Genomic DNA, 23,109 nt, shown 5'->3' with positions numbered 1-23,109 from the left:
GCGCGTGAGGTGCAGGGGACGGTGCCGACGGACCTGCCCGCAGGCGTGGCCTGCCGCCGCCACGACCCACGGTCACGCGGCCTCGGCCATGACCTGGTCGTAGCGATGGCAGGCGACGGCGACACCGTCGTGGTCGGTCAGCTCGGGCCGGGTGCTCCAGCAGGTCTCCTGGGCGAACGGGCAGCGCGGGGCGAAGTCGCAACCCTGGCTGGTACGGCCTGTGGCCGGGGTGGCGGCGACCACACGCCGACGTTCCGCCTGCCGTCGGCGCTGGATCACAGGGTCCGGGACCGGCGCCGCCGCCAGCAGCGCGCGGGTGTACGGGTGGGCGGGGTGGTCGGCGATCTGCGCCGCCGGGCCCCGCTCGACGACCCGGCCCGCGTAGAGGACGACGATGGTGTCGCTGAGGTAGCGCACCACGGACAGGTCGTGTGAGATGAAGAGGTAGCTGAGGCTGCGGGTGCGCTTCAACTGGGCCAGAAGGTTGAGGACTTGGGCCTGTACCGACAGGTCCAGGGCGCTGACGGCCTCGTCGCAGACGATGAAGTCCGGTTCCATGACCAGGGCCCGTGCGATGGCGATGCGTTGCCGCTGGCCGCCGGAGAACGCCGCCGGGTAGCGGCGGGCGGCGCCCGGTGGCAGCCCCACGTCGTCGAGAGCGCGCAGCACCCGCTTCTCGATCTCGTCCCCGGGCAGGCCCAGGTTGTGGCGCAGGGCCTCGGAGAGGGTGTCGCCGACCGTGTGAGCGGGGTTCATGGAGCCGTACGGGTCTTGGAAGACGACCTGCATGCGGCGGGCGAGCAGGCGGCGGTCCGCGCGTGAGCTGTGGGTGATGTCCGTGCCGTCGAAGGAGACGCTTCCGCCGGTCGCGGGCACGAGGCCGAGGACGGCCGAGCCGATGGTCGACTTGCCGGAGCCGGACTCGCCCACCAGGCCGACGGTCTCGCCGCGCCGCACCGTCAGGTCGACACCGCGCACGGCATGGACGGGACCGCCGCGCCGGCCCGGCCGCCGGTAGGTGACGTCCAGGTCGCGCACGCTCAACAGGTCCGTGCCCGAAGCGGTTTGCTCAGTCATGCGCGGCTTCTCCGATCAGCTCGGCGGGCCGGATACACCGCGCCGAGCGCTCCAGGGACGTCAGTTGGGAGATCACGACCGGCTTCTCGCGGCAGGCGTCGGTCACCCGAGGGCAGCGGTTCTGGAAATGGCAGCCCACCGGCCACTGGGGCGGCGGTGGTACCGCGCCCTCCACGGCGGGCAGCGGCTCGCCCGGTACGGCGTGGTGCGGGTCGGACCTCAGCAGCCCGGCCGTGTAGGGGTGGGCCGGCGTGGTGACCAGTGCGGTGACCTCGGCCTCCTCGACGACCTCGCCGGCGTACATCACGACGGCCCGGTCGCACAGGTCGGCCAGTACGCCCCAGTCGTGCGTGATGAGGATGACGGCCGTGCCCGTCCTCTGGAGATCACGCAGGACGTCGAGGATCTCGGCCTGCACGGTCACGTCCAGGGCGGTGGTCGGCTCGTCGGCGATCACCAGGACGGGGTTCCCGGCCAGCGCGGTGGCGATTCCGACCCGTTGGGCCATGCCGCCGGACAGCTGGTGCGGGTAACTGGCGGCGACGCGTGCCGGGTCGGGCAGTCGTACCAACTCGAAGAGTTCCATGGCTCGTTGGCGGGCCTCCTTGCGGGTGCACCCGGTGTGGATTCGGACCGCCTCTGCCACCTGGGCGCCCGCGGTGAACGACGGGTCGAGGCTGGAGATGGGGTCCTGGGAGATCCAGCCGATACGGCGGCCGCGTACGCGGCGCAGCGCGTCGGCGTCGGCGCGGGCGAGGTCGGTGCCTTCGAAGTGGATGGCGCCGGCGATGATCTCGCCGCCTGCGGGCAGCATGCCCAGCAGCGAGGTCGCGGTGATGGTCTTGCCGCAGCCGGTCTCGCCGACGATGCCCAGCACCTCACCGGCGCGCAGGTCGAACGACACGTCCCGGATGACCTCGGTCGGCGTGCCGTCGATGGGCAGCGCGACGGTCAGTCCGCGCACCGACAGCAGCGCGTCCGCGGCGGGTTCGGCCGGCGGCATGACCCCCTTGGGGGCCTTCACCAGGGCCTCCCGGGCAGCGCGCCGCCGGGACGGTGGCTTGTCGGCCGGAGGCGCGTACCGCTCGGCGAGCGTGTCCCGCAGACCGTCGCTGAGCAGCCCCAGGGCCAGGATGAAGCTGATGATCATGAACCCGGAGGGCAGCAGCAGCCATGGATCGATACCGACGTTCTTCGACGCCTCGGCGATCATGCTGCCCCAGCTGGCCTGGGTGGTGCCCACGCCGAGGAAGCCGAGCCCGGTCTCCAGCAGCACGGCGTAGGCGCCGTACACGGAGGCCTGGACGAGGACGACTCCGGTGACCCGTGGCAGCACGTGGCGGCGGATGATGACCCGGTCGCGGATGCCGCTGGCGACGGCGGCCCGGACGTACAGCTCCTCCTTGACGCCGAGCGTGGCCGAGCGGACGACGCGGGCGAGCAAGGGTGCGCCGAGGAGGCCGTTGGCGGCCATGGCGGCGCTCTCGTTGTTGGTGAAGACCGAGAGGACCACAAGGAGCACGATGATCACGGGTACGGCCGAGATCAGGTCGGCGCTCTTGAGGACGAGCCGGTCGAACCAGCCGCTCCGGTAACCGGCGATCATGCCGGCCGGGACGCCGAGCGTCAGGTACACCGCCAGGGTGATCACCACGCCGAGGAGCGTGACCTGGCCGCCGTGAATGAGCCGGCTCAGCACATCCCGGCCCAGCTCGCCGGTGCCCAGCCAGTGCACGCCGCTCGGCCCGCTCAGCGCGGCGGTCAGATCCTGCTCGTCGGGGTCGTAGGGGGCGAGCCAGTCGGCGAGGAGGGTGACGACCAGGACGAGGAGGAGGTAGCAGGCGGAGATCAGCGCGGCGCGCCTGCGGGCCAGCCGGGCGACGAAGCTGGGCCGTTCGGTGGCCGGTCGCCGTACCGCGACCTTCATGGCGGCGCTCGTCATGTCCGCACCTTCGGGTTGACCATCGTGTACACCACTTCGATCAGCAGGTTGATCAGCATCACGGTCACCGTGAACACCAGGGCGACGCCTTGGACCATGGGGATGTCCTGGGTGGAGGCGGCGGTCACGGCCAGTCCGCCGAGGCCCGGCATCACGAACAGTGTTTCGGCGAGCACGGTTCCGCCGAACAGGGTCACCACGACCACGCCCAGGACCGTCACGATGGGCGCGGCTGCGTTGCGCAGCACGTGCCGGAACAACACCGACCGTTCCGGGATACCGCGCGCCCGCAGGACCCTGACGTATTCGCGGTCCAGCTGGTTCAGGACGCCGTCGCGGGTCTGCTTGGCCACGGGTGCGGTGGCCGGCACGCCGAGGGTGAGTACCGGGAGCACCAGTGACTCGAACCACTGGACAGGGGATTCGGAGAACGGGACGTATCCCGTCGCGGGGAAAAGCGGCAGCTGCACGGCGAACGCCGTCATCAGCACCAGGCCGAACCAGAAGTTCGGTACGGCCAGGCCGACCAGGGCGATGCCGTCCACGGTCCGTCCCAGCCAGCCGCCCTTGAGGGCGCTGAGGACACCGAGCACGACACCCGCCACCGCGGCCACGAGGATCGCGCCGCCGATGAGCGAGAGGGTGACACCCAGCCGGGAGGTGAGCTGGTCGCTGACCGGCACGCCCGAGGTGATGGAGTCGCCCAGGTCGCCGTGGAAGGCGCCGGTCAGCCAGTCCCAGTAGCGGGCGGGCAGCGGCTCGTCGAGGCCGAGCTGCTTGTCGATCGCCGCCACCTGGGCCGGGCTGGCGTTGGCGCCGAGGATGGTGCGGCCGGGGTCGCCCGGGACCAGGCTGGTCAGGACGAACGTCAGGGCGGAGACGCCGAACACCACAGGGAGGGCGCCGATGAGCCAGCGGAAGACGATCCTGTGCATCTCACCTCACTCCTTTCCGGAGCCGGGCGGCCCCCTGGTCAGGCTGGCCGGGCAGGGGGCCGCCCGGAGCGCTACTTGGTGGCGTAGAAGGCCAGCGGGCTGGCGAAGGGCGCGCCCGCGCTGACCTTCACCCCGCCGATACCGGGACGGACGTAGTAGTTGACGGGAGTGAACGCGACCGGGGCGAACCAGGCGTTCTTCACCAGGTACTCCTGCATCTGCCGGTCGAGGTCGGCGCGGGCGGCGGGCTCGGCGGCGGCCGCCTTGTCGAACAGCTCGGTCAGTTCCGGGGAGGTGCTGCCGAAGCCGTTGAAGACCTTCGAGCCGGGCATGAACAGGTCCAGGCCCTGCAAGTACATCGGCGCCTCGGTGAAACCGCCGGAGACCGCCGGGTACTTGCGGTTGGTCTGGTTCTCCACGAAGGAGGTGATGCTGGTGACGGCGGTGACCTTCACCTTGATGCCGACTTTTTCGAGCTGTCCGGCGATGGCCTGGGCCATCGTGTCGAACCCGACGAACGTCGCCGCCAGGACGGGAAGTTCGAAGCCGTCCGCGTAACCGGCCTCCTTCAGCAGCTCCTTCGCCTTCGTGGGGTTGTAGGCGTAGTGGTCCGCCAGGTCCTCCGAATAGCCGTCACCACCCTTGATCACGGTCTGCACGGTCGGTGTGCCGCTGGATCCGAGCAGGGCCTTGGTGACCGCCTCCCGGTCGATGGCGTAGTTGATCGCCTGCCGGACCCGCACGTCACCGAGAGGCTTGGACACCTCGCCGCCGCGGTCGATCAGGCTCAGCCCCTGAAGGATCACCGGCAGACCGACGGTGCTCATGCCCGCGGACTTGGCGGAGGAGGCGGAGGTGTAGTCACCCTTGTAGACGTCGACCTGGCCGGTCTTCATGGCGTTGATCGCCGTCTGGCCGTTCTGCACGATCTTGATGACGATCTTCTTGTAGTTCTGTTTGGCCTTGTCGTAGTAGTTCGGGTTGGCCGTGTACGTGTAGTGGTCGCCGGCCACGCTGTCGGACGGCTCGTAGATGTAGGGGCCCGCGCCCTGGCTCGTGGCGGTCGGGGTGAGCTTGGACGCGGCGGCCAGGCCCTTGGGGCTGATGATCTGGCCGATGCCGTACGACTGGGTCAGCAAGGTCGGCAGGATCGGGTTCGCCTTGGCGAGCTTGATGATCAGGCCCAGGTCACCCGAGGTCGTGATCGTGGCGTCCGTCAGGTAATGGGCCTGGTTGCCCTGGGCCTTCTTCGCGTACTCCAGGGAGGCTTTCACCGCGTCGGCGGTCACGGGTGTGCCGTCGGCGAACTTCACCCCGGAGCGGAGCGTGACCGACAGTTCTGTGTTGCCCGTGCCGACGTACTTCCAGGACTTCGCTAGCGCCGGCTCCACCTTGCCCTCGGGAGAGAGGTAGAACAGCGACTCGTACGACAGCATCGTGAAGTCGACGAACCCGAGGTCGAGACGGCCGGGGTTCATCGACGGCGGTGACTGCTGCTCGGCGACGGTGAGGGTGTCGCCGGCTACCTTCGTGCCGCTGCTGCTTCCGGAGCCCGCGGCGGTGCCGCCGGTCCCCCCGCCGCAGGCCGCCACCGTGAGCGACAGCACGGTGGTCAGGGCGGCGAGGCCGAGGCGGGATACGCGGGAAATCCTGTGGAGGCCTCTTGGGGCGGCCGGGCGCGCTGAGGCATTGTGGGACGTCATTGTCTCTCCTTGCTCTGAGCTCGGCGGGAGCGCGGCCGAGGGCTCGGCCGGCCGGGACGGGGTCCGGCCGGCCCGGAGGTCGGCTGCGCGCACCACGGCACGACGGCCGTGAGGGGCAGGGGACGAACGGCCCGAGCGGTGTGTGCCGATGCGGACGACCGGAGTCATCCGTGCCGGCGGCGGCCTGTGGGGGTGCCCGCCTGCGCCTGTTCGCGGGAGTGGGGGAGTCGGCCGACGAGCCGATGAGGGAAGCGTTGCGTCGCGGGAACCGTCGCGCCATCACCGGCGGGGCCGTGTGGGGCGGACGGTTACGGATGAGCGGCGACGAACCGGAGGTGCTCCCGCTGCTCGCGAGCATCGTGTTCGGGGTTACTGCCGCACCGGGGGCTGGCCGGTGAACCGGGACGGATGCCGACCCGGTGCTGTAACCCTGCTGAAACGGTGCGGCGATGTCTACCGGTCGTACAAGGTGAAAACGGTGATAAGTCCGCAAGATAAGCATGCGGATCGCGTGATGTGCGACGGATTGTCGTCCTGCAGGGGCGAAGAGATGCCCAGTCAGCTCAGAAGACCGTCAGCCCAGCAGACCGTGCAGCGCGTCCGCTGTCGTGCGGATCAGGTCGGTCCAGCCCAGGAGTGTCTCGCGGGACTCCAGGTATGTGATGGACGAGATGCTGACGCCGCCCACGATGGCGCCCTTGGCATCGCGGACCGGGGCGCCGAGGCAGCGTACGCCGATCTCGTTCTCCTCCTCGTCGAGGGCGAAGCCCTGGGCGCGCACCCGGTCGAGCTCCGCGCGCAGGGCATCGAGGCCGGTGATGGTGTGCTCGGTGCGGGCCGGCATGCCCACCCGGTCCATCAGCACGGTCAACTCGTCGTCGCTCAGGCCGGACAGGATGCACTTACCGATCGAGGTCGCGTGCAGCGGAAGGTGCATACCCACGCGCGAGGCGGTCTGCACCGGCCTCGGGCTGGTCACCTTGATCAGGCAGGTTGCGGTGTCCCCGGTGCGCACACCCAGGTGCACGGTGTTGGCGACCCGACGGCCGAGCACCTCCAGCTCGGCGCGCATCACCTGGTCCTCCTCGCAGCCCTGGGTGACCCGGGCGGCGAGGGCGCGCAGCCGCGGCCCCGGGCCGTAGCAGCCGTTGCCGTCGGAGGCCAGGAACGAGGTCGTGACCAGGTTCTGCAGGATGCGGTGCGCGCTGGCCTTGGGCACCCCGGCGGCTGCCGCGATGTCGCCCAGTCGGTGCGGGTGGCCGGGGGCGACGGCGGCCTCCAGCAGGTTCAGGGCCTTGTCGGTGGCGTTGCCCGCGAGCGAGCTGCGGCCCCCGCGGCCCGCCGTCTGTGAGTCCTCTGAAGTTTCGATCCCGGCCATTGACAGGCTCCCGTCGCAGGGTTTCACTGATGGCGTTCCAGCGTTCCACTACAGGATATATCATTCCACGTAATAGAACGCCGCTCGGATGGGCGAGGCCGGAGGGCTGCCGGCGCCCGCCTCGGAGGATCCCGGGCCACATCTGAGAACCCACCGATTGGACACAGCACCGTGGTTGAGAAGGTTCACAAGGTACGCACAACGCCGGAGCAGATGGCAGAGATCGAACAGCAGTGGATCGACGAGGTCCGTGAGGACCAGGAGCTGACCACGTTCGGTCTCTACCCGCAGCCCTCACGCGGAAGCGCGGACGCCCAGGGCAGCTACCAGCTCTATCTTCCGCCCCAGTACGAGACCGAGCCGGAGCGACGCTTTCCCGTCATTTACTGGCTGCACGGCGGGTTCGGCAATGCCCGCCAAGGTTCCGAAATGGTTGCGCGGATCGACAAGGCGATTCGGAACGAGGTGATTCCGCCGACGATCGTCGTCGTTCCGCAGATCCTGCCGATCGGCTGGTACGTCGACTCCAAGGACGGCGCCCGCCCCCTCGCCCAGATCACCGCCTTCGATCTGGTCCAGCACATGGACGACACCTACCGGACGATTCCCGAGGCAGCCGCCCGCACCGTCGAGGGCTTCTCGATGGGTGGCTTCGGCGCCCTGCACCTCGGCCTGAAGTACCCGAAGGTCTTCGGCAAGGTGTCGGCGGTCGCCCCCGCGATCCTGCGCGACCTCAAGGACGAGCCCGAGGACCGGGTCAACAACACCTACTTCGGCGACCAGGAGTACTATGACCTCTGCCACCCCTGGAGCCTGGTCCTCGCCAACGCCCCCGAACTGCGGCGCACCAGCCAGGTCCGCCTGCTGTCCGGCCGGCTCGACACCCGGCTGGCGCCCACCATCCGCGACCTGGACGCACGCTTCACCGACCTCGACGTGGCGCACGACTTCTTCGAGTTCCCGGATGCCGACCACGAGTACGCGGACATCATGGACGGCTACGGCGACAAGTACTACGCCTGGTGGCGCACCGCCTGACGGCACCTCGACGAGGGGCCGAGCGCACGACGTCGTCCCCTGTTCCGCCGACGGGCCGGTACCCGTCGGGGCGGAGTCCGAGTGCGGCGCCGCACGCATGCCGCCGTCGAGGCGACCCTCGCCGGAGCCGGCCGACGTGCCCGGCCAGCTGCGTGCACGCCTCCTCGCCACCTGGCCTTGCAGTCCCCGATCAGGCCCGGGCCGTCGGCCCCTCCCGCGTTCCGCGGGGCGGACAACCCACCGCCCTGTGCCGGATCCGGGTATGGCTCGTGCTCGCACTCCGCCCAACTCCCTCGCGCGTCCCGTGTACTGCGTCATCGGTCTGAGCCGAGACGCGCGGGTTCTCCGACGCGCCGTCTCCTGTCGCCACGGTCTGCCGTGCCCGGAGCGCTTCCCCGATCCCCCTGGAAGGAACCACCGCATGACCTCTCCGCGCCCCACGGCGCGCACGGAGTACGGCCTCGTCTCCGGGACGGTAGCCCTGCTGCCCGGCGTCACCGTGTACAAGCGGGTCCCCTACGGGGCGAGCACCGAGGGCCCACGCCGCTGGCGCCCCCCGGTACCGCCCGCTCCGTGGGCGGGGACACGGCCCGCCGACACCTTCGGCCCCATCTGTCCGCAGCCGCCCTCCGAACTCGCCGACCCGGGCCTCGCCCGCGGTGAGGACTGTCTGAACCTCACCATCTGGACCGCCGGGCAGCCGGACGAGCGCCTCCCCGTCCTGGTCTGGCTACACGGCGGTCGCTTTCTCTACGGCTCCGGCGCCGACCCGCAGTACGACGGCTCCGCCCTCGCGGCAGGCGGCCTGGTCGTGGTCACCGTCAACAGCCGTCTCGGCACCCTTGGTTACCTCGCGACCCCCGAACTCAGCGCGGAATCGGCGGACGGCTCCTCCGGCAACTACGGCCTGCTCGACCAGATCGCCGCCCTGCACTGGGTCCGCCGCAACATCTCGGCGTTCGGCGGCGATCCGGGCCGGGTGACGATCGCCGGGCAGTCGTCGGGTGCCGCGTCCGTGATGGACCTGGTGTACTCGCCGCTCGCGGCCGGTCTGTTCCACGCGGCGATCGCGGAGAGCGCCGTACTCCACCCCAAGGACCCGGCGATCGCCACCCTCGCCCCCTCCCACCGCACCCTCTCCCAGGCCGAGTCCGACGGCTCCGCCTATGCCCGCGAGCGAGGCGCCACCACGCCGGACGAACTCCGCGCCCTCCCGGTCGACGTACTGGTGGCGGGCAGCACGGCGAAAGACCCCTATATCCCCGGGGACCCGCCGCCCCCGCTGTTCCGGCCGGTCGTCGACGGCTGGGTGCTGCCCCGCACCTACGCCGAGACACTGGCCGCCGGCACGCAGAACGACGTCCCGCTCATCGTCGGCAACAACCGTGACGAGAGCGGCGCGGGACCGGGAACCCGGCTGACCCTGGCGACGTACGAACGCAGCGCTACCCAGCGCTACGGGGACTTCGCCAAGGAGTTCCTGTCCCTGTATCCGGCGACGACCGACGCCGAAGCGACCGCACAACACAACCTGGCCCGCAGTGACGCGGCGCGCACCAGCACCCATCTCTGGGCCGGCGAATGGGCGAACCACGCCAGGAGTCCCGTCTTCACCCACTTCTGGACCCGCACCCCGCCCGGCCCCGAAGGTGAGCAGCGCGGCGCCTTCCACGGCTCCGAAATCCCCTACCTGCTCGGCTCGTTGCACGCGCTGAACCGACCCTGGACCGAGGAGGACCGGCACACCGCCGCCCTCCTCACCGGCTGCGTCAGCCGTTTCGCGGCAGTCGGCGACCCGAACGGCCCGGGACTGCCCGCCTGGCATCCGACCCGCCCCCAAGTGCGGCAGGTCTTCGAGACCGGCAACGGCTGGGCGCCGATCCCGCTCGCCGAACCGGCGCGAGCCGACTTCCACCAACGGTTCCTCCAAGCGCAGACCACTGCCTGGTGAACCACCTCCGAAAGGAACCATGCTCATGCGACTGACCCCGCTGACCAGCCTCACCTCCGAGCAGACCGAACTCCTCGAAACCATCGTCGGCCCCGGAGTCGAACCCCCGCCGCCCTTCCTCGTCTGGGCCCGCAACATGGAACTGGCCCAGTGGGTCGAAAACCTCGGCCGCTACTGCCGGGGCGAGTCCCGGTTCCCGCAGCGCCTGCGCGAGTTGAGTGTGCTGATCTGCGCCCGCCACTTCGACAGCCAGTCCGCCTGGAACGCCCACATCCAGCAGGCTGTGGAGGAAGGTGTCCCGGCCGAGTGCCTGGACCGCCTCGCCCTCGGTGAGGACCCCGACTTCAAGGCCGAGGACGAGCGCGTCTTCCACGCCTTCGCCCACGAGATGCTCTACAACCACTTCGTCACGGACGAGACCTACGCCGCCGCCCTCTCGCTGTTCGACGAGGAGGGTGTGCTGGACCTGATCGGCTGCATCGGCAGCTTCAGCATGTCCGCGATGATGCTCAACACCTTCCACGTCCCGCTCCGGCCGCATCTGCCCCGGCCGTTCACTGATGTCGACGGCTTCCGACGGGTCTCGAACGGGAAGGGCGTGGCCTGATGCCGCATTCCCCCCTGCAGTTGCTGGAGGGCCTCTTCGACCAGGAGGACATGCGGGCGGCGGCGCACCGTTTCGTCCTCGGCGGACCCTTCGGCGCGGAGCCGGCCGAAGCCTCCGCCGAGCGACTGGCCCACTTCGCCGATGTCGGCGGCCTGCTGATCGAGACCTCGCACAGCTACGCCGGCGGCCGGGCCGAGGCGGCGGTCGGCGAGTGGCTGCGCAGGAACCCGGGCGTTCTCGGGGTGGCCACCAAGGTCGGCCACGACACCACCGGCGGGGACATCCCGCTGAGCCGCGCCACCGTGCACGAGCACGTACGGTCCGCGCTGGAGAACCTCGCCGTCGAGACCATCGACGTCCTCCTCTACCACTGCGACGACCCCTCCCGACCCATCGCCGAACTCGCCGACACCCTCGTGAGCCTTGTGGAGGCCGGATACGCCCGCCGCGTCGGGGCCTCCAACTGGCAGGCGGAACGGCTCTCGGCTCTCGCCGTCGAGCTCGCCGGGCGGGGCCACATCCCCGTCGCCAGCTACCAGTTCAGCCTCGCCGAACCCGACCCGGCGCTGCTGGGCGGCAGCCTGCACGCCGACAGCGCCGTACTCGACGTCGTACGCGAACACGGCCTGCCCCTGTTTGGCTGGTCCTCGCAGGCCCGCGGCTACTTCGCCCGCACCGAGCGGCGGCAGGTCAACGGCAGACCGGACCCGTACGACACCGAGGACAACCGCGCCCGACGCCGCCGCTGCGTGGAACTCGCCGAACAACTCGGCTCGCGGCCCGAGACGGTGGCCCTGGCCTGGACCCTGCACCACCCCGAGGTGTGGCCGTCCATCGGCCCGCGGACAACCGAGCAGATCGACAACTCGCTCCAGGCACGCCGCCTCGCCCTTACCGGCGAGCAGGTCAACTGGCTGCGACACGGCGGCCGGTGAGCTCCGGGCACCCGACCGTCAGCGCACGGACCCACTTCCCGGCATCGACGCTGTCGTCAGTGTGACGTGACGTCCGTGCGCCGACGGTCGGGTTTGAAGGGCAGCGCGGTGACGGTTGCCCTGATCTCGCGCTGGGGTGTGCCCGGACCGCCCCAGAGCACGGCCACCTCGGTTCCCGGGGCGGCGGACGCCTGCTCGATGACGCAGAGCGAGATGGTCTGCCGCAGGTTCGCGCTGATCGTCCGTCCTGTGGCCACCCCTACGGGAGAGCCGTCCCTGAGGACCTGGTCGAAGTGAGGACCGCGCCCCCGAGGGATCTCCATCTGGTCGGGCACTTCACCCTCCTCCAGGAGCGAGGTGAGTACCCCGGCCACGTCCCGCTTATCCCAGACCAGACCCATGAGAGTGCGCCCGGGACCGCCGTCGCGGGCGTCCTTCACCAGTGCGTCCCGCCCGAGAAAGTCACGCTCGGGAACACCCTTGCGGAATCCCCATCCCAGTTCGGCCGGCTTGCGGAAGTAGTCGGTGACACCGTTCGTGGGTACGAAGCTCCCTGTGGGCATGCCCCTGCGGAACTGCCGGGGTGCGCCGGGCGAGAGGATGGCGGCGGGCAGATAGTCGAGACCGTTGGTCGCGATGCCGGCTTCGATGTGCTGCACCGGCTGCGAGCGCAGGCCCAGTTGCCTGATCCCGAACTGCAGGCCGCTCTGCACGACCGCCGCCCAGATGCCGTTCGCGTGCTCCGCCGGTCCGTGGAGTTCGTAGCCGAGTTCTCCCGAGATGCCCGTACGGAGCACGCGTACCGGCACTCCGGAGACCTGCGCCATCCTGCTGCGGCTGAACCCGATGTCGCTCAGGGGCTCGCCGGTGGCCTTTTCCACGGTGTGCAGGGACGCCGGTCCCTGGATGCCGAAGATGAACCGGTCAGGGCTGATGTCGACAGCCTCCGCGTCCCAGTCGCCCTGGCTGAACTGCCAGAGCAGCCAGTCGCAGTTGCCCGCGGTGTAGACGAACTCCTCCGCACCGAGCCTGCACAGGACACCTTCGGAAGCCACCCAGCCGTTCTCGTCCAGCTGGACGTGGTGCTTGATCTGGCCGATGTCGAAACGCGCGAGGTTCCGCATGCCCAGCCGGCCGAGAAACCCGAGAGCCTGCCGCCCCCGTACGACGACCTTGTGCAGGGCACTCCAGTCGCCGACGTAACACGACTCGACGTGTGCGGTGGTCTCCTCCACCCATCCCGCATACTCCGTGGGGATCAGCATCTGAGCGAAGCGGCTGAGCGAGCCATGGGCGTTGGCGACGTCCTGGGCCGCGGCGGCAGGGCTGAACAACGGCGGGCGCTCGGTGACGAACGGTGCCTCGAATCCCAACCGGAGGGTCGTCTCGTAAGTGCTGCGCTGATGAGTGGTCAGGTCCATTCTCGGCTCCAAGTTCCGCGCACGATCCGCCCCTCGGTCATGGCGGCACGAAGGGCGGTTCGATGGCCGCGACGCCGCGTGCGTTGCTTCGTCGCCCTGAGGGGGCTGAAGCATGGTCCGCCGGAGGGTCACGGTGATCGTGTGGGTTCCGGCAGGCGTCGCTAGATCGTTTTAGTGGACGGTAGCAGGTGACTGTCGACGATTTCGAGTTCCGTGCGGGTGAGAATTTCGGCGCAAATTCTCACCCGCACCGAGGCGGGAGAAGGTGACTCAGCGGGTGCGGCGGAGAGGCAGCGGAACGTGCATGAGGTCCGGCCCCACGAGCATCGAGCCGCCGAAATGGGCGCGGGCGAATCCCAGGGGGCCCTTCCGCGAGCCGCGCATGCCCGTCGGCGCGGCAGGGGCTTGCAGGGCCCGGGGTCTCCGTACCCGTCAAGGAGAGGAGACCGGCGCGTCGCGCGATCGTCGATGTCTCACCAGGGCGGCTGGACTTCGAAGTACCGCTCGTGGAACGCTCGTCGCGCGGCGCTCGCGTCCGGCAGCGGGCCGAAGTCGTCGCCCAGCTCCATCGTGGTGAACGCACCCGGGCGAGATGGTTCCCAGCGGGCCAGTCCTCGGCCGTTGGGGTCGCCATGAGTGGCGAAGTTGACGACGTACCCGGACATGGTGTCGGCGATCCGCCGGTCGTCGTCGGTCCACGGCAGGTCGGTGGCGTACAGGTTGTCGAAGATGTAGTTGATCTCCGAGCCGTGGTAGGCGCCCTGCGTCTGGCCAGGAGGGGCATGCGTCCAGAAGTATGTGAACACCGGACTCTTGGCCCTGCTCGCCCATTCCGTGGCCCACAGAGAGGTGGAAACACGGGCGTTGTCGCGGGCCGAGGCGTTGGTCTGGTCGTCAGCCTCGGCATTCGTGGCAGCGGGGTACAGGGCGAGGAACTCGTCGGCCAGGTCGCCGTATTTCTTGCTCGCCATGGCCTGGTACGAGGCCGGCGTGGCCCCTGGGGCGGTCGATGCGCCGCTCTCGTCCTTGTTGTTGCCGGTGATGACGGGGACATCGCTGTGCAGGCCGCGACTGAGGGACTCCTCGTATGTGCGGGCCAGGACGTATCCGTCGAGCACGGGGCGGAACAGCGGCGGGTTGCCGTTCATCGGGCCCTCGACCGTGGTGTCGTTCTCGTCGAGCCCGTCGAGCAGTTCCTCGATGCTGAGGGCCCGCATCTGTGCCAGGGTCGTGGCCTTGTGCTGGGCGGCCCAGGTGAGGCCCTGTCGCTCGGCGCCGGCCAGCGTCGGGCGGTAGGACTCGGCCAGGGCCGCGATCTCGGGATCGTGCGTATCCCGGGCACCACTCTCCGAGATGCCCCGGTGGAACAGCCCTTTCGCCAGCGGCGAGTTGATGAGTTCCAGTACGGAGGCGGCTCCCGCCGACTGACCGGCGATGGTGACTCGGTCGGGATCGCCGCCGAACGCCTTGATGTTGCGCTGGACCCACTTCAGGGCGGCGATCTGGTCAAGCAAACCGTAGTTGCCCGAGGAGCCGTGCGGGGACTCGGCGGTCAGCTCCGGGGTGGACAGAAAGCCGAAAGGACCGGTGCGGTAGTTGAACGTCACCACCACCAGGCCCTTCTCGGCCAGGCCCGCGCCGTCGAAGGTCGGGTCCGCGCCGTAGCCGGAGGTGAACCGGCCGCCGTAGATCCACACGAAGACCGGGCGCCTTTCGTGCGACGACTCGGCGGCCGTCCAGACGTTGAGATTCAGACAGTCCTCGCTCATCGGCGGCTTGGGGGGCGCGCCTGGCATGTTCCCCTGCGGGCAGATGTCCCCGACGGTGTCCGCGACACGCACCCCGGACCAGGAGGGCGCCGGCCGCGGCGGTCGCCAGCGGTTCGGGCCGGCGGTGGAGGCGGCGTAGGGGAGACCCTTGAACACCGTGACCGACGGGCGCACCGCCGGCATGCCGGAGACCAGTCCGCTGTCGATGCGAACCGAGTCGGACATTTTCCTGGCCGAGCTGGGCCGGGACGATCCCCCCGCGCGCATTGTCGCGTGGGCGTTCGTGCCCGCCGCGGTGACTGTGGCCACGGCTGCCGCCGAAGCGAGCGACGCTCCCAGGAACGTACGGCGGCCGAGCCCTGTCGCCTGATGGGTGTGACTGTGCTCCGAAGTCAATGGATTCCTTCCGAGACGGTACGGAGACGCCGACCACGGTCAGACCAGGTGCCCTCACAGTCGTCCACGAGCCTGGGGCAGGGGGAGCGCGGTGCGCCGTGGCTAGTGTGCCGATGACGCCGGGACGCGGACAAGACGATGGTTCCAGAAGCTAAGCATGCGAACGGTGCATCAGGCGTGCCCTGTGGGTGAGGCCACCCGTCCGACCTGGCATCCTGATGCCTTTGGAGCAAGACAGTTGGTAATTTCCCGCGCGAACGAAATTGTTGACATGATCGGATGGCGTTCTGAGTTCGCGAGCGCAAGCAGAGCAGGTGTTCTCTACGCGCTCGATGGCCTGCTCCGACCGGCGAATGCCAGGTTGGCCAAGCGCCGCCGGTTCCCCCCGTGGGACACGCGCGGACTCCGTGCCACAACCGGGGCAGGCCCCTTCCGGGTCACCGTCCGCGCTGCGAAGGCCACTGCGGCATCGTCCACCACGCTCTCCTCGACCACTACCGCGGACTCGTTCCCTGACCACCGTGCTTCTGAGCGGCGTTCAGTCGATGCGGATGATGCCCCGGCCCAGTGCGGCCGTGACGGCACCGGTGCGGTCGGCGACGTCGAGCTTGGCGTCTATGTGCAGCAGATGCGTTTTCACCGTTGCCTCGGACAGACGCAGGGCGCGGGCGATCTGCTTGTTGCTCTGCCCGCGGGCCAGGGCGGACAGAACTTCGAGTTCCCGGCCGGACAGGCCGACGCCCCGGTCGCCGCGTATGTGGGCGAGGACTTTGGCGGCCACCGTGGGGGACAGCGCCGCTCCTCCCCGGGCGGCGGTGCGCACGGCCTCGCACAGCTCGTGTCGTCCGGTGTCCTTGAGCAGGTAGCCGACCGCGCCGGCGTCGATGGCGGCGGTGATGTCGGCGGTCGCGGTGGTGCCGTCCATGCCGGGCATCTGCAGGTCCATCAGGACGACGTCGGGTGCGAGTGAGGCGGTCTGGTGCAGTGCCTCGGCACCGTTGGCGGCTTCGCCGACGACCGTGAGGTCGGGCTGGGTGGCGAGCACGGCGGCCAGCCCGTCGCGGACCACGGGGTGGTCGTCTGCGAGGAGGACCCGGATCGGGGGGTGAAGGGCTCATGGTGCGGGGGCCATGGGCGGGGAAGCGGCCGCGGGTGACGGTGCGGAGACCGAGGGCTCGACCGGGATGGAGACCGAGGGCTCGATCGGGAGCGGCACCGTGACGGCGAGGGTCGTACCCTCGCCCGCGGTGCTTTCCAGCGTGAACGTGCCGTCCAGGGCGGCGATACGCTCGCGCATAGTGGTCAGCCCGATGCCGGCGTGGCGTGCGGCCGCTGTGAAACCGGTGCCGTCGTCCTGGATGTCGATGGCCAGGGCGTCGCCGAGGTAGGACAGCGTGACCGACACGCTCGCCGCACGGGCGTGCCGCCGGGCGTTGGCCAGCGCCGCCTGCGCGACCCGCAGCAACTCGCCCTCGCTGCCGGCAGGCAGGGCGACCGGTCGGCCGGTCACGACCGTGTAAGCCTCGATGCCTGTCTCCTCCGTCAGCCGGGCGGTGAGCTCGCGGACCGCTTCCGCCGGGTGCGTGCGGTCCAGCGGCGCAGGGCGAAGGGCCTGCACGAGGCGGCGGCTCTCGACCAGGTTGTCCCGGGCCGTCCGCATGGCCTGCTCGACGCGGCGGGCCGCGGGGGAGTCGGCTGGCAGGTCGTCGCGTGCGGTGTCCAGCAGCATGGAGATGGATGCGAAGCCCTGGGTCAGGGTGTCATGGACCTCTCGGGCCAGGCGCTGACGTTCGGCCAGGGTGCCCGCCTGACGTTCCGCCGCCGCTCGTTCCGCCTGGGTCGCGGTGAGTTCGTCCAGAAGCCGCTGCCGGTTGTGACTCTCGTGGTCGAGGGTGGCGACGTAGCAGACGATGGTGACCGCCACCGCGGTCGCGAGCACGCAACCCGTGAGCATTCGCACGTCGGCGGAGCCGTCCATGGTGAAGCGCTGCCACGACCAGGCGCCGCCCAGCACCAGCACCCCGCCGGCCGACCACCAGGCCCGTCGCAGCCAGTAAGGGGCCAGCACGGCCACAGCGACCGGGAGCAGCGCGGGGTCCACCACGGACATGGCCACCCACGTCGCCAACGCCCCGACGAGGTAGGGCAGCGGAGGGCGACCGGTGCCGCCGCGCAGCGCGATCCAGTACGCGTACCAGGCGGCGAGTCCCACCGCCGGGCCGATCCGCGGCAGTGCCGTGCCGGTCGTCAGGTCCGTCCCGGCCAGCGCCCCCAGCACGGACAGGGTGAGCACGACGGCGAAGAAGGCGTGCTGGCCCATGGCCTTCCACCGTGCCCTCTCCCAGACCTGTTGCAGTGCCATGGGCCTGAGCGTACGCGCAGCCGAGTAGTCGGAGGATCAACCGGCCGGTGCGAACGCATCCACCGATCGGTGGGCGGATGCTGCGTCGATCGGTCGATGTGCGAGGCCCGGTCGGGCGGCGAAGATCAGCCCGGCACCCGGCCGCCCGAGCTCCACCGCACCCCGTGAGGAACCACCAGTGCCCCTGGCCTTCATTCCCAGCCCGTCCATCGGCGAGATCCACCTGGGCTCGCTGCCGCTGCGCGGCTACTCACTGATGCTGATCCTCGGAATCGCCGCGGCGGTATGGCTGGGCGGCCGTCGCTGGGCCGCCCGCGGTGGAGAGAAGACCGTCGTGACGGATGTGGCCCTTTGGGCGGTCCCGTTCGGTGTGGTCGGCGCCCGCCTCTACCACGTGGTCACATCCAGCGAGCCGTACTTCGGCAGGGACGGCGATCCGCTCAAAGCCCTCTTCATCTGGGACGGGGGCATCGGCATCTGGGGTGCCATCGCCGGTGGGGCCGTCGGAGCCTGGATCGGCTGCCGCCGCAACGGCGTCCCGCTGTCCGCGTTCGCCGACGCAGTCGCCCCTGGCATCGCTTTGGGGCAGGCCATCGGCCGCTGGGGCAACTGGTTCAACCAGGAACTCTACGGGCGGGCCAGCACCCTCCCCTGGGCGTTGGAGATCGACCCCGTGCACCGGCCCGAGGCCACCTCCGACCTGGCCACCTACCACCCCGCCTTCTTGTACGAGTCGCTGTGGTGTCTCGGGGTGGCCGCGCTGGTCATGTGGGCGGATCGCCGCTTCCGGCTCGACTGTGGCCGCACGTTCGCGCTGTACGCCGCCGCCTACTGCGTCGGCCGCTTCTGGATCGAGTACCTGCGAGTCGACGAGGCCCACCGCATCCTCGGCCTGCGCCTGAACGACTGGACCGCCCTGCTGGTTTTCGCGGCCGCCTTCGCCTACCTCATCGCTGCGACACGGCGGGCGGCCGACAGCCGTGGCGATGCCGACGCCGGCCGTCTTCTTCCGCGCTTGGACGCGACCAGCAGTCCCAAGAGCTGACCATCTCCCCTTTCAAGAACTGGAGTTGCCATGTCCGCTGTCTCCGAGACACTTCCTGCACGGCGGGGCCCGCTGGTGGTGGCGGGAGGTGTTTTCATCGCCTTCCTGCTCGCCTCCTTGGTGAACGCGTTGATCGCCGTGCTGGCACACGCGATGAGCGCGCCCGACGACTTCAAACCGTTGGAGCTCCCGTCGTATGTCTTCATGACCGCCCTGGGTCTGCTGGCGGGAGCCGTCGGATGGGGCATCGTCCGCAGGCGTTCCCAGGATCCCGAACGCCTGCTCCGCCGACTCGTCCCATCGGTCGTCGTCATCTCCCTCGTTCCGGACTTCTTCCTGTTCGACGAGGGCGAGGTGACCGGTGTGGCGGCGCTGCTCGTGATGCACCTCGCGGTCGCGGTGATTGCGGTGCAGGCGTACCGCAGGGTCATGCCACTGGGCTCGCGCGGTGACCGTAGTGACCTTCGGGTTACGCACGAAGAACCCGCCGGCAGCCCTCCCAAGTCATGAATCCTGCAGTGATCGCTTCTCGTGATCACGCTGACTCGGTTGCACTCGGATTCGGTCGCGTTCTCGCCCTGAAACCCGACCTTCGTGGCCTTCACTCGGATACGACGGCGACACCGGTGATCTCTCGGTCCGCGCTCACGCACTCGATCTGACGTCGACCGTAAAGTCGCGCCGAGTGTCGTTCCATACATGGCCACTGTCGGAGAGGGCCGTCGACGAAAGCCTCGCACCGGTACCCAGCCCGCTGCTGGACGCTGCGCCTCGGCATCCGCCGCCCGTGCGTCCATCCAGTGGCACCGCGACCGGACCGCGAACCGAAGGCACTACCCCACCTGTTCGAGGACTGGGAGACCGAGACCATGCGCGCCCACGGCTGGGTGCGCGCCCCGCAGCCCGATGGCGCCGCCCAGCCCACCCGCCCACCTGAGCCTCATACCGCGCGGGCAAGGCTGAGGCAGGTCCGGGCAGCACGGCCCCCGGGGATCAGTCAAGAAATCCCTGGTGCCCGCGAGGCGGTCGGGCTTCCTTCCACGCGGGGTGGTTCCTGTGCCGTCAGGAGCCGGTGCCGGGCCAGTCGGCGTTCGCGCTGCCGTTCGGGGTCGGCTACGGGTGCGGCCATCTGCAGGCGCTGCGTGTACGGGTGCCGTGGCTGGTCGCACACCTGGCGGGCGTCACCCTCCTCGACGATCTCGCCGTGCAGCAATACCGCGATCCGGTGGCTCATCCTGCGCACCACCTCGAGGTCGTGGGTGATGAAGAGGTAGGCGCATTCGGTGACTTCCTGTATCTCCAGAAGCAGGTCGAGCACCTTGGTCTGGGTGGACAGGTCGAGCGCGCTGGTGGGTTCGTCGCAGATGATCAGCTTGGGCTGGAGAGCCAGAGCCCGGGCGATGGCGATGCGCTGCCGCTGGCCTCCGGAGAATTCCTTCGCCAGCCGCTGCCCGGCGTCGGCGGGCAGACCGACCCGGTCCAGTAGTTGGCGCACCTTGTCGCGCCCCGCCTGTCGGCCCTGCCCGAGCAGGGGTTCGGTGAGGATCTCCTCGATGGTCATGGAGGGGTTGAGGGAGGAGTAGGGGTCCTGGAAGACGACCTGGATCTCCTGGGCGGTGCGGCGGCGCTCCTTCGTGCTCATGGCTGTCAACTCGACACCGCCGAGGCGGATGGAACCGCCAGTCACGGGCGCGAGACCGAGGGCAGCACGGCCGACCGTGGTCTTGCCGGAGCCGGACTCGCCCACCAGGCCGAGGGTCTCACCAGGCCGGATGTGCAGGGATATCCCTTTGAGCACCTCGACGGGTGTACTCCGCCATCCGCGGCCCGGGTAGGCGACACGCAGATCCGAGATGCGCAGCAGTGCGTCCTCTTTCATGCCGACCTCGTCCAGGGCTCGCGGGCGACGGAGCCGTCCAGCATCGAATTCAGCAGCATCTTCGTATAGGCGTCCTGGGGCGTCCGGAACAGGCCCACGGTGTCGTTGGTCTCCACCACGGCTCCCTGCCTCATCACACTGACCCGGTCGCAGATGTCGGCGACGACGCCGAAGTTGTGCGTCACCAGGATCATGGCCATGCCTCGTTCCCGCTGGAGGGCACGTATCAGGTCGAGCACTTCGGCCTGCACGGTGACGTCGAGTGCGGTGGTGGGTTCGTCCGCGATGATCAGGTCGGGGCCGGCAGCGACGGCTCCGGCGATCAGGACGCGCTGCGCCATGCCGCCGGAGACCTGGTGCGGATAGGAGTCGAAGGTGCGTCGCGGATCCTTGATGCCGACCTGCCCCAGCAGTTCGGTCAGCTCCCGGCGGGCCTCAGCCTTGCTGACGTCCTTGACAGCTCGCAGGCCGTAGCCGAGTTGCGCGCCGATGGTGAACGAGGGGTCGAGGTTGGACATCGGCTCCTGCGGCACGTAGCTGATCCGCCTGCCGCGCACCTCTCGCAGGTTTTTCTCGTCGCGCAGGTCGAGGCCGTCGAAGGTGATCGCGCCGCCAAGGACGACCGCGTCACGCGGCAGGATGCCGAGCACGGAGAAGGCGGTCTGGGACTTGCCCGACCCCGACTCGCCGACGAGGCCGAGGATCTCGCCGCGGCGCACGTCCAGGCTCACCCCATGGACGACCGTCTTGACCTGCGCGTCGGCGGTGGGATACCCGACAACCAGGTCACGCACGCTCAGCAGCGCATCTGCGGCCTCTGCGACGCTCTCGGCCGGCGCCGGACGGGCGGCCCGCAGCCGTGCGACAACCTTCGGCCGGAGCGGCTGCGCCTGGGCCCGCCCGGTCTGCAGGACGTCCCGCAGGGCGTTGCCGAGAAGCACCAGGCACAGGGTGGTCGCGGTGATCAGCAGTGCGGGCCAGACGACGTTGAGCCGGGCGATGTAGATGTTGTTGAACGCGTCCTGGAGCATTCCGCCCCAGGAGGGCGAGGTCGGGTCGCCGAGGCCGAGGAACTCGAGGCCGGCCTGGATGGCGATGCCGGCGCCCAGTACGAACGAGCTCTGCACGGTGACAGGTGCCCGGACCGCGCGGAGCACGTGCCGGGAGATGATCCGGGCATCGGACAGGCCTGCCACCTTGGCCGCGTCCACGTAGAGCTCCTGCCGGACGCCAAGCACCAGGTTGCGGACCAGCCGGTAGTAGGACGGTGCGATCAGCACACCGAATATCGCCATCGCGATCAGAACCGACGGCCCGATCACCGTGTACAAGGCGATCAGCAGCACGAAGCCGGGCAGGGCCATGACCGTGTTGGACACCCACGAACCGACCGTGTCGAACCGGCCGCCGAAGTACCCCGCGATCAGGCCGGCGGTGACGCCGAGCGCCAGCGACACCACCAGCACCACCACCGATGCCGTCAGCGTGCCGAGTGTGGCGTGCATCAGCCGGGACAGGACGTCCCTCCCGGACTGGTCACCGCCGAGCAGATAGCCCCCGCTCAGCGGTGGAGCGTTGGTCAGCTGCAGCCGCGCTTCATTCGGGTCGTGCGGGGCGAGGAAGGGTGAGGAGAGGCCGAGCAGCGCGATCAACGCGAGAACCACGGAGCTCAAGAGACCCAGAGGATTGCGCAACAGGCGTCTGATGGTCATGACAGGCGTGCCTTCGGATTCAGCCAGCCCACCAGCAGGTCGACGGCGATGTTGATGACGATCACGACGGCGATGCTGAACAGCACCGATCCCATGACCGCCGGGATGTCGCCCTGGAGGGCGGAACTGTCGGCGAGCAGCCCCATACCAGGCAGTGCGAACATCCGCTCGATGATCACGACGCCGCCCATCAGGGCGACCGTCTGCAGCGACAGGATCGTCATGCCTGGCCCAGCAGCGTTGCGCAGTACATGGCGGAAGATCACCGCCCGTTCGCTGATGCCCCGGGACCGGAGCGTTCGGACGAAGTCCTGACGCAGGACATCGATGACCGCTCCGCGGAACTGCTGGGCGGCGCCGGCGATCGAACCGATCAGCACCGCCAGCACGGGCAGTACCAGGGACTGAGCCCAGCCCATCGGATCGACGTCCGGCGACACGTAACCGGTGGCGGGGAACAGGGGGACAGCGATGGCGAAGACGAATATCAGCGCGATGGCCACCACGAAGTTCGGGACGGCGGCCCCCAGCACGCCGGTCACCTGTAGGAAGCGGTCGACGGCACCACCGCGCACGGCGGCGGTCACCCCGATGAGAACGCTCAGGATCAGGGTGAGCAGGAGCGCCGGCAGGATGATCGCCAGCGTCACGGGAACCCGGGTGGCCAGCATGTTCGTCACCGGCTCGCCAGTGAAGTAGCTGGCGCCCAGATCTCCTCGTGCCAGGCCGCCGAGCCACTTGGCGTACTGGACGGCCACGGGCTGGTCGAGACCGAGCTCCGTGACCTTCGCGGAGACCTGGGCCTGGGTGGCGCTCTGGCCCAGGACACGCCGGGCGATGCCGGTGCCGTCGCTGAACACCAGTGCGTAGGTGATCGCCGTCACCACGATCGTGAGGACGATGCTCGACAGCGTCTGCCGCACCGCGAACCTGAGCATGGCTCTTCCTTTTCCGGGCCG

The 23,109-nt window shown here is 69.6% G+C and carries 18 protein-coding genes; 6 read left to right on the top strand and 12 right to left on the bottom strand.

Annotation, left to right across the window (positions count from 1 at the left end):
- Positions 1–72: 72 nt before the first annotated feature.
- From JIX56_RS05755 to JIX56_RS05735, 5 genes are all read right to left on the bottom strand, one after another.
- A complete protein-coding gene (locus JIX56_RS05755) occupies positions 73–1,077 on the bottom strand; it encodes an oligopeptide/dipeptide ABC transporter ATP-binding protein (protein ID WP_257537674.1) in 1,005 nt (334 codons plus the stop codon).
- Positions 1,070–3,019 (bottom strand): dipeptide/oligopeptide/nickel ABC transporter permease/ATP-binding protein, encoded by a 1,950-nt coding sequence (locus tag JIX56_RS05750; protein ID WP_257537673.1) that lies wholly within the window; start codon positions 3,017–3,019, stop codon positions 1,070–1,072. Before JIX56_RS05750 ends, JIX56_RS05755 begins: the two co-directional genes overlap by 8 nt.
- On the bottom strand, positions 3,016–3,954 hold the full coding sequence (locus JIX56_RS05745) for an ABC transporter permease (RefSeq protein ID WP_257537672.1): 939 nt from the start codon (positions 3,952–3,954) through the stop codon (positions 3,016–3,018). Before JIX56_RS05745 ends, JIX56_RS05750 begins: the two co-directional genes overlap by 4 nt.
- A gap of 71 nt (positions 3,955–4,025) precedes the next feature.
- Positions 4,026–5,657, bottom strand: coding sequence for an ABC transporter substrate-binding protein (locus JIX56_RS05740; RefSeq protein WP_257537671.1), 1,632 nt, complete (start codon positions 5,655–5,657; stop codon positions 4,026–4,028).
- A 574-nt stretch (positions 5,658–6,231) separates the two neighbouring features.
- Positions 6,232–7,035 (bottom strand): IclR family transcriptional regulator, encoded by an 804-nt coding sequence (locus tag JIX56_RS05735; protein ID WP_257537670.1) that lies wholly within the window; start codon positions 7,033–7,035, stop codon positions 6,232–6,234.
- 213 nt (positions 7,036–7,248) lie between these two features.
- Between JIX56_RS05735 and JIX56_RS05730 the strand changes: the two genes are divergently transcribed.
- The 4 genes from JIX56_RS05730 to JIX56_RS05715 all read left to right on the top strand — a co-directional run bounded on the left by JIX56_RS05730 (position 7,249) and on the right by JIX56_RS05715 (position 11,566).
- Positions 7,249–8,073 (top strand): alpha/beta hydrolase, encoded by an 825-nt coding sequence (locus JIX56_RS05730; RefSeq protein WP_257537669.1) that lies wholly within the window; start codon positions 7,249–7,251, stop codon positions 8,071–8,073.
- Between the two features lie 421 nt (positions 8,074–8,494).
- Positions 8,495–10,024, top strand: coding sequence for a carboxylesterase/lipase family protein (locus JIX56_RS05725; RefSeq protein WP_257537668.1), 1,530 nt, complete (start codon positions 8,495–8,497; stop codon positions 10,022–10,024).
- 25 nt (positions 10,025–10,049) lie between these two features.
- Complete coding sequence (locus JIX56_RS05720; protein WP_257537667.1) at positions 10,050–10,631, top strand: carboxymuconolactone decarboxylase family protein; 582 nt, start codon at positions 10,050–10,052, stop codon at positions 10,629–10,631.
- A complete protein-coding gene (locus JIX56_RS05715; RefSeq protein ID WP_257537666.1) occupies positions 10,631–11,566 on the top strand; it encodes an aldo/keto reductase in 936 nt (311 codons plus the stop codon). Before JIX56_RS05720 ends, JIX56_RS05715 begins: the two co-directional genes overlap by 1 nt.
- A gap of 56 nt (positions 11,567–11,622) precedes the next feature.
- Here JIX56_RS05715 and JIX56_RS05710 read toward each other — a convergent pair whose 3' ends face one another.
- The 4 genes from JIX56_RS05710 to JIX56_RS05695 form a co-directional block, all read right to left on the bottom strand.
- Entirely contained in the window at positions 11,623–12,987 is a 1,365-nt protein-coding gene (locus tag JIX56_RS05710) for an aminomethyl transferase family protein (RefSeq protein ID WP_257537665.1), read from the bottom strand.
- A 473-nt stretch (positions 12,988–13,460) separates the two neighbouring features.
- Positions 13,461–14,981: a carboxylesterase/lipase family protein gene (locus tag JIX56_RS05705; RefSeq protein WP_257537664.1), complete on the bottom strand. Its 1,521-nt coding sequence runs from the start codon at positions 14,979–14,981 to the stop codon at positions 13,461–13,463.
- 709 nt (positions 14,982–15,690) lie between these two features.
- Positions 15,691–16,251: a response regulator transcription factor gene (locus JIX56_RS05700; RefSeq protein WP_257550749.1), complete on the bottom strand. Its 561-nt coding sequence runs from the start codon at positions 16,249–16,251 to the stop codon at positions 15,691–15,693.
- A 15-nt stretch (positions 16,252–16,266) separates the two neighbouring features.
- Entirely contained in the window at positions 16,267–17,514 is a 1,248-nt protein-coding gene (locus JIX56_RS05695; RefSeq protein ID WP_257537663.1) for a sensor histidine kinase, read from the bottom strand.
- Positions 17,515–17,692: 178 nt separating this feature from the next.
- Between JIX56_RS05695 and lgt the strand changes: the two genes are divergently transcribed.
- Positions 17,693–18,559, top strand: coding sequence for a prolipoprotein diacylglyceryl transferase (gene lgt / locus JIX56_RS05690; protein WP_257537662.1), 867 nt, complete (start codon positions 17,693–17,695; stop codon positions 18,557–18,559).
- Positions 18,560–18,589: 30 nt separating this feature from the next.
- Entirely contained in the window at positions 18,590–19,069 is a 480-nt protein-coding gene (locus JIX56_RS05685; protein WP_257537661.1) for a DUF6069 family protein, read from the top strand.
- A gap of 487 nt (positions 19,070–19,556) precedes the next feature.
- Here JIX56_RS05685 and JIX56_RS05680 read toward each other — a convergent pair whose 3' ends face one another.
- Genes JIX56_RS05680 through JIX56_RS05670 form a run of 3 tightly spaced genes read right to left on the bottom strand, consistent with a single transcriptional unit; the run spans position 19,557 to position 23,088 of the window.
- Positions 19,557–20,438, bottom strand: coding sequence for an ATP-binding cassette domain-containing protein (locus JIX56_RS05680; protein ID WP_257537660.1), 882 nt, complete (start codon positions 20,436–20,438; stop codon positions 19,557–19,559).
- On the bottom strand, positions 20,435–22,150 hold the full coding sequence (locus tag JIX56_RS05675; protein ID WP_257537659.1) for a dipeptide/oligopeptide/nickel ABC transporter permease/ATP-binding protein: 1,716 nt from the start codon (positions 22,148–22,150) through the stop codon (positions 20,435–20,437). The genes JIX56_RS05680 and JIX56_RS05675 overlap by 4 nt, the downstream gene beginning before the upstream one ends.
- Positions 22,147–23,088, bottom strand: a complete 942-nt coding sequence (locus tag JIX56_RS05670) for an ABC transporter permease (RefSeq protein ID WP_257537658.1) — start codon at positions 23,086–23,088, stop codon at positions 22,147–22,149. The genes JIX56_RS05675 and JIX56_RS05670 overlap by 4 nt, the downstream gene beginning before the upstream one ends.
- Between the last annotated feature and the right edge of the window lie 21 nt (positions 23,089–23,109).

It is taken from the genome of Streptomyces sp. CA-210063 (assembly GCF_024612015.1).
Taxonomy (GTDB): Bacteria; Actinomycetota; Actinomycetes; order Streptomycetales; family Streptomycetaceae; genus Streptomyces.
The sequence above is the reverse complement of the archived record's forward strand: the minus strand, read 5'-3'. Positions and strand labels throughout refer to the sequence as shown.